General features: G+C 37.8%; 16 protein-coding genes. 12 read left to right on the top strand and 4 right to left on the bottom strand.

Annotated features, from left to right (window positions below; translation table 11 throughout):
- Positions 1 to 47: 47 nt before the first annotated feature.
- Both GFJ36_RS23320 and GFJ36_RS23315 read right to left on the bottom strand, forming a co-directional pair.
- Complete coding sequence (locus tag GFJ36_RS23320; protein WP_097889223.1) at positions 48 to 380, bottom strand: YfjL-like protein; 333 nt, start codon at positions 378 to 380, stop codon at positions 48 to 50.
- Between the two features lie 137 nt (positions 381 to 517).
- Complete coding sequence (locus GFJ36_RS23315) at positions 518 to 1021, bottom strand: DinB family protein (protein WP_088064526.1); 504 nt, start codon at positions 1019 to 1021, stop codon at positions 518 to 520.
- A gap of 532 nt (positions 1022 to 1553) precedes the next feature.
- Here GFJ36_RS23315 and GFJ36_RS23310 point away from each other — a divergent pair.
- From GFJ36_RS23310 to uvrC, 8 genes are all read left to right on the top strand, one after another.
- The gene (locus GFJ36_RS23310; protein ID WP_157349743.1) at positions 1554 to 2267 is read left to right on the top strand and encodes a BclA C-terminal domain-containing protein; all 714 of its coding nucleotides are present in this window, start codon (positions 1554 to 1556) and stop codon (positions 2265 to 2267) included.
- A gap of 188 nt (positions 2268 to 2455) precedes the next feature.
- A complete protein-coding gene (locus GFJ36_RS23305; protein ID WP_142314805.1) occupies positions 2456 to 4141 on the top strand; it encodes a long-chain-fatty-acid--CoA ligase in 1686 nt (561 codons plus the stop codon).
- Positions 4142 to 4247: 106 nt separating this feature from the next.
- Positions 4248 to 4835 (top strand): TetR/AcrR family transcriptional regulator, encoded by a 588-nt coding sequence (locus GFJ36_RS23300; RefSeq protein ID WP_088064524.1) that lies wholly within the window; start codon positions 4248 to 4250, stop codon positions 4833 to 4835.
- A gap of 11 nt (positions 4836 to 4846) precedes the next feature.
- Positions 4847 to 5623 carry an enoyl-CoA hydratase gene (locus GFJ36_RS23295; protein WP_000911294.1) on the top strand — a complete coding sequence of 259 codons (777 nt, stop codon included), beginning with the start codon at positions 4847 to 4849 and terminating at the stop codon, positions 5621 to 5623.
- 78 nt (positions 5624 to 5701) lie between these two features.
- On the top strand, positions 5702 to 6475 hold the full coding sequence (gene etfB, locus GFJ36_RS23290; RefSeq protein ID WP_001029035.1) for an electron transfer flavoprotein subunit beta: 774 nt from the start codon (positions 5702 to 5704) through the stop codon (positions 6473 to 6475).
- A gap of 36 nt (positions 6476 to 6511) precedes the next feature.
- Positions 6512 to 7489: an electron transfer flavoprotein subunit alpha gene (gene etfA, locus GFJ36_RS23285; protein ID WP_000101967.1), complete on the top strand. Its 978-nt coding sequence runs from the start codon at positions 6512 to 6514 to the stop codon at positions 7487 to 7489.
- 210 nt (positions 7490 to 7699) lie between these two features.
- The gene (trxA, locus tag GFJ36_RS23280; RefSeq protein WP_001018943.1) at positions 7700 to 8014 is read left to right on the top strand and encodes a thioredoxin; all 315 of its coding nucleotides are present in this window, start codon (positions 7700 to 7702) and stop codon (positions 8012 to 8014) included.
- Between the two features lie 147 nt (positions 8015 to 8161).
- The gene (uvrC, locus tag GFJ36_RS23275; RefSeq protein WP_088064523.1) at positions 8162 to 9946 is read left to right on the top strand and encodes an excinuclease ABC subunit C; all 1785 of its coding nucleotides are present in this window, start codon (positions 8162 to 8164) and stop codon (positions 9944 to 9946) included.
- Between the two features lie 115 nt (positions 9947 to 10061).
- On the opposite strand, the gene GFJ36_RS23270 is transcribed toward uvrC, so the two are convergent.
- Positions 10062 to 10511, bottom strand: coding sequence for a YslB family protein (locus GFJ36_RS23270; protein ID WP_000042225.1), 450 nt, complete (start codon positions 10509 to 10511; stop codon positions 10062 to 10064).
- A gap of 299 nt (positions 10512 to 10810) precedes the next feature.
- On the opposite strand from GFJ36_RS23270, the gene sdhC reads away from it, so the two are divergent.
- The 4 genes from sdhC (at position 10811) to GFJ36_RS23250 (ending at position 14538) form a co-directional block, all read left to right on the top strand.
- Entirely contained in the window at positions 10811 to 11437 is a 627-nt protein-coding gene (gene sdhC / locus GFJ36_RS23265) for a succinate dehydrogenase cytochrome B558 (RefSeq protein ID WP_000678354.1), read from the top strand.
- A 13-nt stretch (positions 11438 to 11450) separates the two neighbouring features.
- Complete coding sequence (gene sdhA, locus GFJ36_RS23260) at positions 11451 to 13244, top strand: succinate dehydrogenase flavoprotein subunit (RefSeq protein ID WP_000676749.1); 1794 nt, start codon at positions 11451 to 11453, stop codon at positions 13242 to 13244.
- Positions 13237 to 13998: a succinate dehydrogenase iron-sulfur subunit gene (gene sdhB, locus GFJ36_RS23255; RefSeq protein ID WP_001291827.1), complete on the top strand. Its 762-nt coding sequence runs from the start codon at positions 13237 to 13239 to the stop codon at positions 13996 to 13998. Before sdhA ends, sdhB begins: the two co-directional genes overlap by 8 nt.
- A 93-nt stretch (positions 13999 to 14091) precedes the next feature.
- Positions 14092 to 14538, top strand: a complete 447-nt coding sequence (locus tag GFJ36_RS23250) for an acyl-CoA thioesterase (protein ID WP_000822749.1) — start codon at positions 14092 to 14094, stop codon at positions 14536 to 14538.
- A 36-nt stretch (positions 14539 to 14574) separates the two neighbouring features.
- Here GFJ36_RS23250 and GFJ36_RS23245 read toward each other — a convergent pair whose 3' ends face one another.
- Positions 14575 to 15354 carry a M15 family metallopeptidase gene (locus GFJ36_RS23245; protein WP_048541274.1) on the bottom strand — a complete coding sequence of 260 codons (780 nt, stop codon included), beginning with the start codon at positions 15352 to 15354 and terminating at the stop codon, positions 14575 to 14577.
- Between the last annotated feature and the right edge of the window lie 97 nt (positions 15355 to 15451).

The following is a 15451-nucleotide window of genomic DNA, read 5'->3' as shown; positions in this document are numbered from 1 at the left end:
GAGTTGACGTTACAGCAACTCTTTTTTTGTATATGTATGCTTTGTTACTACTCTGTAAATTTGGAGTGTTTGCTTAAATATGCTTGTACTCCTGGAGAAATATTAAAGTTATTAGGACTTTTATATTCGGTAGTAAACTCTCCGTCTTTACTTGTTTCAAAGGAGATTGCATAGCTATTCATTTTAGCATCGTAAGAAGTATTTTTGACTTCCGCATCTAGATTAAAGTATTTTGTAATATATTCTTTTGATTCCGTAACTGCTGTTTGTTTTCCCCAAGGGGTACCATAACTTGTACAATAAAGAGACACACTGATAACTCCGATAATAGAAGTTAGTAAAATAGTTCCCATAGCTATTTTTTTATTTTTTGTATTCAATTTGGTTGCCCCTCCTCATAATATGTATTCATTTTAACGTATTTTTTCCATAAAACAACCATTTAGCAAAAATAGTTTCACATGAAACAAGTTACAGAAAAAGACAAGATGTGTAAACAACTTGTCTTTTTTTATTGTTACATTTTAGGAGCTTCCATTCCAGCCGCGGCCCATTCTTCTTTTGCAGGACCATATACGCCAGGGACGGTTAAGCCAGCTTGGCGCATTAAAACAGTCATTTGTCCGCGGTGGTGATTTTGATGATTAATGAGTGTCATTAAAAATATAGAATTCGGCATAGGACGACCAAAGAAGTCATTAATAGTAGCTAAGTCTTTATCAGTCCATTCGCCTTGAAGTGCATCAACAAAAGCTGCGTTCACTTTACGATACCCATCTGAAATTGTTTTAGCTGAAGGTGGAACAGGATAATCTTTTGTTTCTCCTTCAAATTTAAGTCCCGTACCAGATAATATAACTGGAATTGCCGTCACGATATGCCAAGCAACTCTGCCTAACGTCCAGTGCCCAGGTGCAATTTCTTTTGACAAAGATTCATCTGTTAATGCATCGAGCATCTTCTGAGTAGACTCAGCCTCGTATGTCCATGATTGCAAGAAGCCTTCAATAGTTTGATACATGTTATCCCTCCTCGTTATGTTCATAGGTTACATTCGTGAAAAAAAGATAGTTTCCTTTTGATCTTATAAGAACGAATAAAAAAGGAGGCTTCTTCCCACTCTTCTTCCTCATCAACTATAAGAAATAAGGCGCTCCAAGTACAGCAACGTTCAAATTTGTGTTAACGATAAAGAGTTGAATAATTGTTGAGCTGAGAGCTGAAATGCCGATTTCTATTAAAGCAAGGGCTATTGAGCTAAATCCTAATTTCCATGAAAAAAAGGAAAATTTCAACTGCAAGTAGTCCGCCGATGAATACACCAATTGGATTGAAGTTTATATGTATATGCAGAATGAAAAAAAGAACTTCATTTGAGCAAGAAGGCGAAAGTACAAGCAAAAGGAGAGCAAATCGCATGTAATAATTACTAGAATGTATGGAATAAATCTGTGTTTATCCCGACTAGGTAAAGTATTTCTTTGTTATTTAAATAGATGTTTTTTAACTCGGCGATTGTACTTAAAAGATTGAATGTGAAGGAAGTGGTCAACATGTCTTCATGGCGCAATAATATAAATGGGTATTGTGAGTGTAATAATCAAAATGGTGTACATGTTGATTCTTGCTGTTTTAGTTGTGATGGGACAGTTCCTAAGCTGGGCCCAACAGGTCCGACAGGAGTAACAGGTCCAACAGGAGCGACGGGAGTAACAGGAGCGACGGGAGTAACAGGAGTAACAGGTCCAACAGGAGCAACGGGAATAACAGGCCCAACAGGAGCAACAGGTCCAACAGGAGTAACAGGAGCGACAGGAGTAACAGGTCCAACAGGAGACACGGGGGCAACTGGCACAAGTATAACGGCAACATACGCTTTTGCAAATAATACGTCGGGAACAGCGATATCGGTACTTCTTGGTGGAACGAATGTCCCGCTTCCGAATAATCAAAATATTGGTCCAGGTATTACTGTTTCTGGGGGGAATACAGTATTTACGGCTGCAAATGCGGGGAATTATTATATTTCATATACGATTAATATAACGGCTTCATTATTAGTCAGTTCGCGGATTACAATTAATGGTGCACCTCTTGCTGGAACGATCAATTCTCCTGCGTTAGCAACTACATCATTTAGTGCAACAATTATTACGACTCTTGCGGCTGGAAGTGCCATTAGTTTGCAACTATTTGGTTTGGTAGCTGTTGCAACGTTATCAACAACTACACCAGGAGCTGTGTTAACGATAATAAGGTTAAGCTAAATAATAACTCTCTTATTCTTTTAAGATTAGGAGAGTTTATACATATAATAAGAAGTTAATGGAGTGAAGCATAGTTATATAAAAGTCAGAATATTATGATTGTAACGTTATGGCGACTATAATATAATGAAACCAACCATCATGAATGAACATTCATTTATTTTTATGTATTTGGAGGGGGAATGAAGGTGGAAAAACCATGGTTGAAAAGTTATCCAGGAGAAATTCCAAGTACGATTTCTTATGATATTCAGCCGCTTCATGGATATGTGGAACAGGTGGCTTCACGCTATCCAGAAAAGAAAGCGCTTCACTTTTTAGGGAAGGATATTACATTTTCAGACTTCCACGATAAGGTGAAGAGGTTTGCAAATTATCTTCAAAAACTCGGTGTGGAAAAGGGTGATCGAGTTGCTATTATGTTACCGAACTGTCCGCAATCTGTAATTGGTTATTATGGTACATTACTTGCGGGAGGTATCGTAGTACAAACAAATCCACTATATACAGAAAGAGAATTAGAATACCAGCTTCATGACTCGGGAGCAAAAGTAATTCTTTGTCTCGATTTAGTGTTTCCAAGAGTAACGAATATTCAATCTGCTACAAAAATTGAACATATTATCGTAACTCGGATTGCGGACTTTTTACCCTTCCCTAAAAATTTACTTTATCCATTTGTACAAAAAAAGCAGGCAAATCTTGTTGTGAATGTGTCGGAAAGCGAAACGATTCATCTATGGAAATCAGTAGAAAGAGAAAGTAATGTTAATGTTGAAGTTCCTTGTGATCCTGAAAATGATCTAGCCCTTTTACAGTACACAGGAGGAACAACTGGATTTCCGAAAGGCGTTATGTTGACGCATAAAAACCTTGTTTCGAACACTTTAATGGGAGCTCATTGGCTATATAATTGTAAAGAAGGGGAAGAAGTAATTCTTGGTGTCCTTCCGTTCTTTCATGTGTATGGGATGACAGCTGTAATGAATTTAAGTATTATGCAAGGATATAAAATGGTGCTGATTCCGAAGTTTGATATGAAAATGGTTTTTGAAGCGATAAAAAAACATAAAGTCACACTATTTCCAGGGGCACCGACCATTTATATTGCTCTATTAAATAGTCCCCTCTTAAAAGAATATGATATTTCTTCTATTCAAGCTTGTATTAGTGGATCTGCCCCGCTTCCTGTAGAAGTACAGGAAGAGTTTGAGAGAGTTACAGGTGGGAAATTGGTAGAAGGTTATGGATTAACGGAGTCGTCGCCAGTTACACATGGAAATTTTTTGTGGGAAAAACGCGTGCCAGGAAGTATTGGTGTGCCGTGGCCAGATACAGAGGCAAACATTATGTCACTTGAAACTGGAGAGGCTTTACCTCCGGGTGAAATTGGTGAAATTGTTGTAAAGGGTCCTCAAATTATGAAAGGGTATTGGAATAAGCCAGAAGAAACAGCAGCTGTATTACAAGACGGGTGGCTTCATACAGGGGATGTTGGTTACATGGATGAAGATGGATTTTTCTATGTGAAAGACCGTAAGAAAGATATGATTGTTGCGAGTGGATTTAATGTGTATCCTCGCGAAGTAGAAGAAGTATTATATGAGCATGAAAAAGTGCAAGAAGTAGTGACGATTGGAGTTCCCGATCCGTACCGGGGAGAGACAGTTAAAGCATTTGTTGTGTTAAAAGAAGGTGCGGAGTGTTCTGAGGAAGAATTAAACCAGTTTGCGCGTAAATATTTAGCGGCTTATAAAGTGCCGAAAGTATATGAGTTTAGAGATGAACTGCCGAAAACGACAGTCGGAAAAATTTTACGCCGTGTCCTAATAGATGAAGAGAAAAGAAAAAATGAGGATGAGCAAACGGGCTAAGGCCCTTTCTTTTTGAAAAAATAGGATTGACACTTTTCTAAATAGTCAGTATTATAAGAATATGAATGACTATTCATTCAGTCATCTTCTTGAAGGGGACAGTAAAGTGAAGAAAAATAGACCGAAATACAATCAAATTATTGATGCGGCAGTCATTGTGATTGCGGAGAATGGGTACCACCAAGCGCAAGTTTCTAAAATAGCAAAGCAAGCTGGGGTAGCTGATGGCACGATTTATTTATATTTTAAAAATAAAGAAGATATATTAATATCCTTATTCCAAGAGAAGATGGGAGATTTTGTCGAAACAATTCGTCAAAAAACAGCAGGAATTGAAAGCGCTGTATCGAAGTTATTCATGTTGGTAGAAACGCACTTCTTGCTGTTATCACAAAATGATCCTCTTGCTATCGTTACGCAATTAGAGCTAAGACAGTCCAATCAAGACTTACGCCTAAAAATAAATGAAGTATTAAAAGGCTACTTACAAGTTATGGATGAGATTTTAGAGACAGGTATAAGGCAAGGTGAATTCCAAGCGGATTTAAATGTTCGCGTGGCAAGACAAATGATCTTTGGAACAGTAGATGAAGTTGTGACCAATTGGGTAATGAGCGATCATAAGTATGATCTGGTCGCACTTTCAAAAACGGTACATGGGCTACTTATTGCAGCTTGTGGTTATCGTCAATAATGGGAGGGATCATGTTGAAATTCCTATCTGTAAGAGTTGAAGATCATATCGCGGTGGCGACGTTAAATCATGCGCCGGCAAACGCGATGTCTTCACAAGTTATGCATGACGTTACTGAATTAATTGATCAAGTGGAGAAGGATGATAACATTCGTGTTGTTGTTATTCACGGTGAAGGGCGCTTCTTCTCGGCGGGAGCAGATATTAAAGAATTTACATCTGTTACTGAAGCGAAGCAAGCGACAGAATTAGCGCAGCTTGGACAAGTTACGTTTGAGCGTGTTGAAAAATGTTCAAAACCAGTTATCGCGGCAATTCATGGAGCGGCACTTGGCGGCGGCCTTGAGTTTGCTATGTCTTGCCACATGCGCTTTGCAACTGAAAGTGCAAAACTTGGTTTACCTGAATTAACACTTGGATTAATTCCTGGATTTGCAGGTACACAGCGATTACCACGTTATGTTGGGAAAGCGAAAGCTTGTGAAATGATGTTAACAAGTACACCGATTACTGGTGCAGAAGCATTAAAATGGGGACTTGTTAACGGAGTTTTTGCTGAAGAAACATTTTTAGATGATACGCTTAAAGTTGCAAAACAGATTGCTGGAAAAAGCCCAGCGACGACTCGTGCTGTACTAGAGTTATTGCAAACGACGAAATCGTCTCATTATTATGAAGGTGTACAACGCGAAGCTCAAATCTTTGGTGAAGTATTTACGGGTGAAGATGGAAGAGAAGGTGTAGCAGCGTTTTTAGAAAAACGTAAGCCTTCATTTAGTGGCAGGTAGTTCAATTATTTTTTTAATATAAATTAACAGAAAATTAAAATTGATAGAATCTTTCTGAAAAACAAGGGGGTAAATGGAATGAACATCTACGTACTCATGAAACGAACATTTGATACAGAAGAAAAAATCGTAATTAAAAACGGTGCAATTTACGATGGCGAAGCGGAATTCATCATCAACCCTTACGACGAATATGCGATTGAAGAAGCAATTCAAGTAAGAGACGCACAAGGTGGCGAAGTTACTGTTGTAACAGTCGGTGGCGAAGATAGTGAGAAAGAACTTCGTACGGCATTAGCGATGGGCTGCGATAAAGCTGTATTAATTAATATTGAAGATGATGTGGAAAATGGTGACCAGTTCACGACAGCAAAAGTACTTGCTGAATATTTAAAAGATAAAGATGTAGATTTAATTTTAGGCGGGAACGTTGCAATTGATGGTGCATCTGGACAAGTTGGTCCACGCGTAGCAGAAGCGTTAAATATTCCGTACGTAACGACAATTACAAAACTTGAAATTGACGGTACAAACGTGAAGATTGAGCGTGATGTTGAAGGTGATACGGAAGTGATTGAAACTTCATTACCAGTTTTAGTAACAGCACAACAAGGTTTAAATGAACCTCGTTATCCATCGCTTCCAGGTATTATGAAAGCGAAGAAAAAGCCACTAGAAGAAGTAGAATTAGATGATTTAGATTTAGAAGAAGATGATGTGGAAGCAAAGACAAAAACAATTGAAATCTATTTGCCTCCTAAGAAAGATGCAGGAAAAGTGTTACAAGGCGAGCTGCAAGATCAAGTAAAAGAACTTGTATCGTTGCTCCATACAGAAGCGAAAGTAATCTAATAAAATACGAAATTATATATGCAGGAGGGAAAATCTATGGCTCGTAAAGTATTAGTAATGGGTGAAGTTCGTGATGGATCGCTACGTAACGTTTCGTTTGAAGCGGTAGCAGCAGCAAAAACAATTGCAGAAGGCGGTGAAGTAGTAGGTCTTCTAGTTGGAGACAGCGTTGCCTCTTTTGCAAATGAATTGATTCATTACGGTGCAGATCGCGTTGTGACAGTTGAAAATGATAAATTAAAATCATATACATCTGATGGTTATGCACAAGCATTTTCAGCTGTATATGCTGAAGAAAAGCCAGAAGGTATTGTATTTGGACATACAGCACTGGGTAAAGATTTATCACCAAAATTAGCAGCGAAGCTTGAAGCTGGTCTAGTTTCTGACGTAACTGCTTTAGATGTTGAAGGTGGAAATGTTATCTTTACTCGTCCGATTTACTCTGGTAAAGCGTTTGAGAAGAAGATTGTAACAGACGGTATCTTATTTGCGACAGTGCGTCCAAATAACATTGCGACGCTTGAAAAAGATGAGTCTCGCAGTGGTGACGTGTCTTCTATTACAGTAGATGTGAAAGATTTACGTACAATTATTCAAGATGTCGTCCGTAAGACGGCAGAAGGTGTTGACCTTTCTGAAGCGAAAGTTATTATCGCTGGTGGACGCGGTGTGAAGAGTGAAGAAGGATTCAAGCCATTAAAAGAGTTAGCTGACGTATTAGGCGGCGCTGTTGGAGCATCTCGTGGTGCTTGTGACGCTGAGTATTGCGATTACTCATTACAAATTGGTCAAACTGGTAAAGTTGTTACGCCAGACTTATACATTGCATGCGGTATTTCTGGTGCGATTCAGCATTTAGCTGGTATGTCTAACTCAAAAATAATCGTTGCGATTAATAAAGACCCAGAAGCAAGTATCTTTAAAGTAGCTGACTATGGTATTGTTGGCGATCTATTTGAAGTCTTACCTCTTTTAACAGAAGAGTTTAAAAAGTTAAAAGTACATTCATGATTTGAGTACCCTTGAGTTCCAAGTGAAGTACCCCTATATATAGAAAAGGTGAGAGATCCCCTGTCTCTCATCTTTTTAGTATTTAATCCGTATTTTTATATAGTATAAAGGAACACTTTTTTGTTACAATACATAACGATACATATTATTCGCCACGTATATAAGTTAATGATATACTCTTGGTAGAATATACTTGAAGGAGGAAATAAAATGGCAATTGTAAATGCAAATGACCAAAGCTTCGCAGCTGAAACTAGCGAAGGTGTTGTATTATTAGATTTCTGGGCACCTTGGTGTGGACCTTGTAAAATGATCGCTCCTGTATTAGAGGAAATTGATGCAGAACTAGGCGAAAAAGTAAAAGTAGTAAAAGTAGACGTGGATGAAAACCAAGAAACTGCTCGTCAATTCGAAGTAATGAGCATTCCAGCTCTTTTCGTATTAAAAGACGGTAAAGTAGTTGATCAAGCGTTAGGTTACAAACCGAAAGAAGCGTTAGTAGAATTAGTTTCTAAACACTTCTAAAATAAAGGGCTACCATTTGGTAGCCTTTTTTATTTTCCTTTTTTACACCTTTCCGTTACAATAAAGGAACGTATGTTGGGTGTTTTGGCATAGTATGTTTTCATGTGAAAATAAAGATGCTAAGCATGTAGAAATGGAGGGTAACGAGTGCACGAACATTTAAAAGAAAAATTGGCTATTTTACCAGATCAACCTGGTTGTTATTTAATGAAAGATAAGCAAGGAACGGTTATATATGTCGGAAAGGCAAAAGTGCTTAAAAATCGTGTGCGCTCGTACTTTACTGGTTCGCATGATGGAAAAACACTGCGGCTTGTAGGAGAAATTGTAGATTTTGAATATATTGTAACCTCCTCAAATCTAGAGGCTCTCATTTTAGAGTTAAACTTAATAAAAAAACATGATCCAAAATATAATATTCAATTAAAAGATGATAAAACATATCCTTTTATTAAAATTACAGCTGAGAAACAGCCGCGATTACTTATTACGCGAAATGTAAAAAAGGATAAGGGAAAGTATTTTGGTCCTTATCCGAATGCACAATCAGCTCATGAAACGAAAAAGCTGCTAGATCGTATGTATCCGCTTCGTAAGTGCTCAAATATGCCAGATAAAGTTTGTTTATATTATCATATGGGTCAATGTTTAGCGCCTTGTGTGAAAGAAGTGACGGAAGAACAAAACAAAGAAATTGTAGATGAAATTATTAAGTTTCTAAATGGTGGGCATAAAGAAGTTCGTTCAGAATTAGAAACAAAGATGTATGAAGCTTCAGAGAAACTAGAATTTGAACGTGCAAAAGAGTTGCGGGATCAAATTGCTCATATCGATGCGATTATGGAAAAACAAAAGATGATTATGAGTGACTTAGTGGATCGTGATGTGTTTGGGTATGCAGTTGATAAAGGATGGATGTGTGTTCAAGTTTTCTTCGTTCGAAAAGGAAAGCTAATTGAACGTGATGTTTCTATGTTTCCAATCTACGATGAACCAGAAGAGGGATTTTTAACGTTTATCGGTCAATTTTATGAGAACAGCAGTCATTTTAAGCCGAAGGAAATTGTCGTTCCAGGAAGTATAGACTCAGATTTAGTAGAGCGCTTTTTAGAAGTTGAAGCGACACAGCCGAAACGTGGTAAGAAAAAAGATCTTGTAGAATTAGCAAATAAAAATGCGAAGATTGCTCTTGAAGAGAAATTCTACTTAATTGAACGTGATGAAGAGCGAACGATTAAGGCGGTAGATCATTTAGGGAAGCAGCTCGGGATTGAAACACCTTATCGTATTGAGGCGTTTGATAACTCAAATATTCAAGGGACAAATCCTGTTTCTGCAATGATTGCTTTTATCGATGGGAAACCAGCTAAAAAAGAATATAGGAAATATAAAATTAAAACGGTTCAAGGACCAGATGATTATGAGTCTATGAGAGAAGTTGTGAGACGCCGTTATACAAGGGCGCTGAAAGAGAGTTTGCCTTTACCAGATTTAATCATTATTGATGGTGGAAAAGGGCATCTGGCAGCTGTAAGTGATGTTCTAGAAAACGAACTCGGTTTATATATTCCGATGGCAGGGCTTGTAAAAGATGACAAACATAAAACTTCCCATTTAATTATTGGAGATCCACCTGAACCTGTGATGCTTGAGCGAAATAGTCAAGAATTTTATTTATTGCAGCGCATTCAAGATGAAGTGCATCGATTTGCGATTACATTCCATCGTCAATTACACGGGAAATCTGTCATTCAATCAGCACTGGATGATATTCCTGGAATTGGAGATAAACGGAAAAAGATATTGTTGAAACATTTTGGGTCGCTAAAAAAGATGAAAGAAGCTTCTGTAACGGAATTTGTCGAAGCGGGTATGCCGAAAAATGTCGCAGAGACGATTTATACTTATTTAGCGGATAAGAAGACGTTGTAGTTTACAACGTCTTCTATTTTTTGGTATAATTTCTGAAGATTTAAAATAAACCTAACTGAATGAAAATACAAAAAAAGTCAACTAAACTTATATGTCTAGTTGACTGTAGGTAATGCTACACTTCAATGAGATCTTTTATATCCCATTTCACAAGAAATGTAATAGAGTCTGAACGTTTTTTCTTTTCTTCATAGGACTCTGCAACTACGTTTCGTTGCTTTTGAATTTGTTCAGCGATGAATCCAGCTTCTAATTGATAAGAAGAATGTCTGTTTTGTTTTTGACGTTCAGCGATGAGTGTGCCTTTAAGTTGGAACTGCATTTCACGACGCTTATGTTCAATAATGCTTAAAGTGCCCCAGCCAGCTTTTTCAAAGAACTGAATGACTTCTTCAATTGTTTCTAGTGGATATTTTCTTGCAAGGTTTCTACCAGACCAGTATAAAATACCATCTAAATCGTTACCGATTAAATCAGGTAGTAATTCTTCACGTAGCAATTCATAAGCGAAGGCGTTCAATGAAACATCTTCTAAAGATGTTGTATCGATTGTATTTTTACTCACAATATTCCCCTCTTTCTATAGGGATTATTATATAACATTTCTCATTTATAAAAACAGATTTTTCTTTGGGAAAATCTGAATATATAAGAAGGGAAAAAGAATTGGCAAATTATATGCAAATTATGTATACGTTTTCTTGACGCTTCGACAAAAATAGGGGTAAAATGAACTTGTTATCAAATTATGCTGAAATATTTCGAATAATTTTTTCAGTTTTTCTTATGCCAATAGTGAAAAAACATTATTGTTGTAAATTAATCTGAAAACAGCAGTCAAACATTCAAGGGGGTAATGGGGACATGAAAGGCCGCGAGTATACGTTTCGTAAGTGGCACTCATTAATGGGGGTCATCCCGGTTGGTGTCTTTTTGACGCAACATCTAATTGTAAACAACTTTGCAACAAGAGGAGCAGAGGCTTTTAACAAAGCTGCAGGCTTTATGGAGCTCCTTCCATTCCGGTATGCGCTAGAGATTTTCATCATCTTTTTACCGATACTGTACCATGCTATATATGGCTTATATATTGCATTTACAGCTAAGAACAATGCGGTTTCTTACGGTTATTTCCGTAACTGGATGTTCGTCTTCCAAAGAATTTCAGGTATCGTTACACTGATTTTTATTTCTTGGCACGTCTGGGAAACTCGTATTCAAGCAATGCTAGGTAAAGAGGTAAACTATGATATGATGGCAGATATTTTAAACAATCCAGCTATGTTTGCATTCTACTTAGTTGGTGTTGTTTCAACAATTTTCCACTTTGCAAATGGACTATGGACATTCTGCATAAGCTGGGGAATTACAGTATCTCCACGTTCACAAAGAATCTCTACTTATGTAACATTAGCTATTTTCTTAGGTCTATCTTATGTAGGTGTGAGTGCATTATTAGCGTTCATCGATCCACAGCTAGCAAACCAGTAAGGAGTGGGAGAGCATGAAAGGGAAACTTATAGTAGTCGGCGGTGGCTTGGCCGGCTTAATGGCAACGATTAAAGCGGCGGAAGCAGGAGTAAATGTTGAACTATTTTCTTTAGTACCAGTAAAACGTTCACATTCTGTATGTGCCCAAGGTGGAATTAACGGTGCCGTAAATACGAAAGGTGAAGGGGATTCTCCATGGATCCACTTTGACGATACAATTTATGGTGGGGACTTCTTAGCGAACCAACCGCCAGTTAAAGCAATGTGTGAAGCAGCACCTGGTATCATTCATTTAATGGACCGTATGGGTGTTATGTTCAACCGTACGGAAGAAGGACTTCTTGATTTCCGTCGTTTTGGTGGAACACAACATCACCGTACAGCATTTGCTGGTGCAACAACTGGACAGCAATTACTATACGCATTAGATGAGCAAGTACGTCGTCACGAAGTAGCAGGACTTGTAACGAAATATGAAGGTTGGGATTTCTTACGAGCTGTTGTTGATGACGAAGGTGTGTGCCGAGGAATCGTTGCACAAGACTTACAAACAATGGAGATTAAAAGTTTCCAAGCTGATGCTGTGATTATGGCAACAGGGGGCCCTGGTATCATCTTTGGGAAATCAACTAACTCTATTATTAATACAGGTACAGCAGCTTCTGCTGTATATCAACAAGGCGCATATTATGCAAACGGCGAGTTCATTCAAATTCATCCAACGGCAATTCCTGGAGACGATAAATTACGTCTTATGAGTGAATCGGCACGTGGTGAAGGTGGCCGTGTTTGGACATATAAAGATGGTAAACCATGGTACTTCCTAGAAGAAAAATATCCGGCTTACGGAAACCTTGTACCTCGTGATATTGCAACGCGTGAAATCTTTGACGTTTGCGTAGAGCAAAAACTAGGTATTAACGGTGAAAACATGGTGTACTTAGATCTTTCTCATAAAGATCCGAAAGAACTAGATATTAAACTTGGTGGAATTATTGAAATCTATGAGAAGTTTACAGGTGATGATCCTCGTAAACTACCAATGAAAATCTTCCCAGCAGTTCACTATTCAATGGGCGGACTATGGGTTGATTATAAGCAGATGACAAGTATTCCAGGTTTATTTGCAGCAGGTGAGTGTGATTATTCTATGCACGGTGGTAACCGTCTAGGTGCGAACTCACTATTATCAGCAATTTACGGTGGTATGGTAGCAGGACCGAACGCGATTGAGTATATGAAAGGTCTTTCTAAATCGTCTGATGCTGTTTCATCTACTGTATATGAGCAAAATGAATTAATCGAAACAGAGAAATTTAACAATATTTTAACGCTTGATGGTAACGAAAATGCATATGTTCTTCATAAAGAGCTTGGAGAATGGATGACAGATAACGTTACAGTAGTTCGTGAAAATAAAAAGCTACTAGAAACTGATGCGAAAATTGAAGAGTTAATGGCGCGTTACAAACGCATTAACATTAACGATACAGCGAGATGGAGTAACCAAGGTGCTTCATTTACACGCCAACTTGCAAATATGTTTGAGTTAGCACGTGTTATTACAATTGGCGCATATAACCGTAATGAGAGCCGCGGGGCGCATTACAAACCTGAATTCCCAAATCGTGATGATGCAAACTTCTTAAAAACTACGATGGCGAAATTTGAAGGAGAAGGAAATGCACCAGCATTCCATTACGAAGAAGTGGATGTTTCATTAATTAAACCACGTAAACGTGACTATTCCTCAAAACATGATGTAGCTGCTAAGGGTGAAGAGAAGGGGGATAAGCAACATGTCTGAGAAAACAATCCGCCTCATCATTACGAGACAAGATGGACCAGACGCTCAAGCGTTTGACCAAGAGTTTGAAATTCCATATCGTCCAAATATGAACATTATTTCGGCACTGATGGAAATTCGTCGTAATCCTGTTGATTCAAAAGGAAACCAAACGACTCCGATTGCATGGGATATGAACTGTTTAGAGGAAGTATGTGGCGCATGTTCGATGGTGATTAACGGAAAACCACGTCAATCATGTACAGCTCTTATTGATCAGTTAGAACAACCAATTCGCTTAAAGCCGATGAAGACATTCCCAGTTGTACGTGACTTACAAGTTGACCGTAGTCGCATGTTTAACGCTCTAAAACGCGTTAAAGCTTGGATTCCAATTGATGGTACGTATGACTTAGGACCAGGACCAAGAATGCCTGAGAAGAAACGTCAATGGGCTTATGAGCTTTCAAAATGTATGACATGTGGTGTTTGCTTAGAATCATGTCCAAACGTAAATAGTAAATCTGACTTTATTGGACCAGCACCGTTATCACAAGCTCGTTTATTCAACTCACATCCAACGGGTGAAATGCATAAAGCAGATCGCTTACGTGCAATTATGGGAGATGGAGGACTTGCAAACTGTGGTAACTCTCAAAACTGTGTGCAATCATGTCCGAAGGGTATTCCATTAACAACTTCAATTGCGGCATTAAACCGTGATACAACAATTCAATCGTTTAAAGATTTCTTTGGTAGCGACAATAACTATTAATAAATATTGCCTCTTCATGTTGAAGAGGCAATATTTATAACTTTATTTTTCTGTTTATTCTGTTTATTTTGAAGGCGAAAAGGAGAGGAAACAATGAAGAGGATTTCTTATATTGAAGACTTTGAGCGATGGGAAAGTGGTTTTTCATTTTACAATCCTGTAAAAGTTCGTTTTGGTGAAGTAGATATGTTTGGGCATGTAAATAATGTCGTTGCCTTTACCTATTTTGAAGAAGCACGTATCGCATTGTTTAAAGAACTTGGATTTATGCAAGAATGGACGCATGAATCTTCAGAAACGATGATCGTTGTTGCAGATTTACAATGTAATTTTATTAAGCAAATATATTTTGATGAACAGTTGAAGGTGTATGTAAAAGCGGGATCGGTTGGGAATTCTTCTTTAGATTTGCATTACATGGTGAAGAATGCAGAAGGAGAAGCATGTTTAGTCGGCCGTGGAATGATGGTTCAAGCATCGAAAAAAACGGGAAAAGGCGAACCGTGGCCTGAAGAATGGAAGAAAAAATTACTACAATGATAGAGTGAAAGAAAAATAAGAGAGCAATTTGCTCTCTTATTTTTTGTCTTTCATTGCTTCTTCTAATGTTAGATGATGTTTATATATGTATGTAGCGTATGGATTACCAACGTAGCGCAAATGCCACGGTTCATATGAATATTCTGTTGTTTCTGTTTTATCTTCTAAATAACGAATTACAAAGCCAAATTCATGGGCATGTTTTGCAACCCATTTTCCTTCGGCTGTCTCTCCAAAAATAGGTTCTAATTGGAATTTAGCAGATTTTGAACTAATATCCATTGCTAAACCAGTTTGATGTTCACTCGTACCAGGAATGGCACTTACTGAATCAGCTTCAGCTTTTCCTTGACGTCTAACGTATGTATCATGTAATGATTTTTGGCGTTTGTATGAACGATAACCAGATACAGCTGTAAGTTCAAGTCCTTCTTTCTTTGCCGCTTCAAACATATTTTCAAGCGCATCTGCAGCATCTTTACGCAGCAATGTTTTTTCTTTATCTTTTGGACTAGTAAATGGTACGTTTGGTCTTGTTAAGTCTTCAGGTATGTATCCGTCTGGTAGTTTTCGATGTTTATTAACTAAGACAAGATTAGACTCTGGATTTGTTACAACGGAAAAATCATTTTCTAGCTTCTTTGCAGTATGATCAGCTTTTGGAAAAGCAGGAATCTCTTCTTTTTGGTGATTACTATGCTGTTGACTTTCGACAGCTTTCGCCTCATTTTGTAGTGGTGATTTAGAACTAAAGTAAGCGAAAGAAGTGATACCGATTACAATAGTAGTGGCAGAAATAATGATTATCTTTTTCATGATACCTTGTAATCACAGTCCTTTCTTAATAAAATATGTATCGTTTTTTATTATAAGTCTAGTTTACTGAAAAAGAAATATAAGAGTCGTAACGTAA

The organism is Bacillus sp. EE-W1 (assembly GCF_009760835.1).
Classification (GTDB): domain Bacteria; phylum Bacillota; class Bacilli; order Bacillales; family Bacillaceae_G; genus Bacillus_A; species Bacillus_A wiedmannii.
Note: the sequence above shows the minus strand (reverse complement) of the source record. Positions and strands in the feature narration are given on the sequence as shown.

Coding starts and splice junctions, on each gene's coding strand:
- GFJ36_RS23315 (WP_088064526.1), bottom strand. CDS start 1,021: ATGTATCAAACTATTGAAGGCTTCTTGCAATCATGGACATACGAGGCT.
- GFJ36_RS23310 (WP_157349743.1), top strand. CDS start 1,554: ATGTCTTCATGGCGCAATAATATAAATGGGTATTGTGAGTGTAATAAT.
- GFJ36_RS23295 (WP_000911294.1), top strand. CDS start 4,847: ATGTTGAAATTCCTATCTGTAAGAGTTGAAGATCATATCGCGGTGGCG.
- etfB (WP_001029035.1), top strand. CDS start 5,702: ATGAACATCTACGTACTCATGAAACGAACATTTGATACAGAAGAAAAA.
- etfA (WP_000101967.1), top strand. CDS start 6,512: ATGGCTCGTAAAGTATTAGTAATGGGTGAAGTTCGTGATGGATCGCTA.
- trxA (WP_001018943.1), top strand. CDS start 7,700: ATGGCAATTGTAAATGCAAATGACCAAAGCTTCGCAGCTGAAACTAGC.
- sdhC (WP_000678354.1), top strand. CDS start 10,811: ATGAAAGGCCGCGAGTATACGTTTCGTAAGTGGCACTCATTAATGGGG.
- sdhA (WP_000676749.1), top strand. CDS start 11,451: ATGAAAGGGAAACTTATAGTAGTCGGCGGTGGCTTGGCCGGCTTAATG.
- sdhB (WP_001291827.1), top strand. CDS start 13,237: ATGTCTGAGAAAACAATCCGCCTCATCATTACGAGACAAGATGGACCA.
- GFJ36_RS23250 (WP_000822749.1), top strand. CDS start 14,092: ATGAAGAGGATTTCTTATATTGAAGACTTTGAGCGATGGGAAAGTGGT.
- GFJ36_RS23245 (WP_048541274.1), bottom strand. CDS start 15,354: ATGAAAAAGATAATCATTATTTCTGCCACTACTATTGTAATCGGTATC.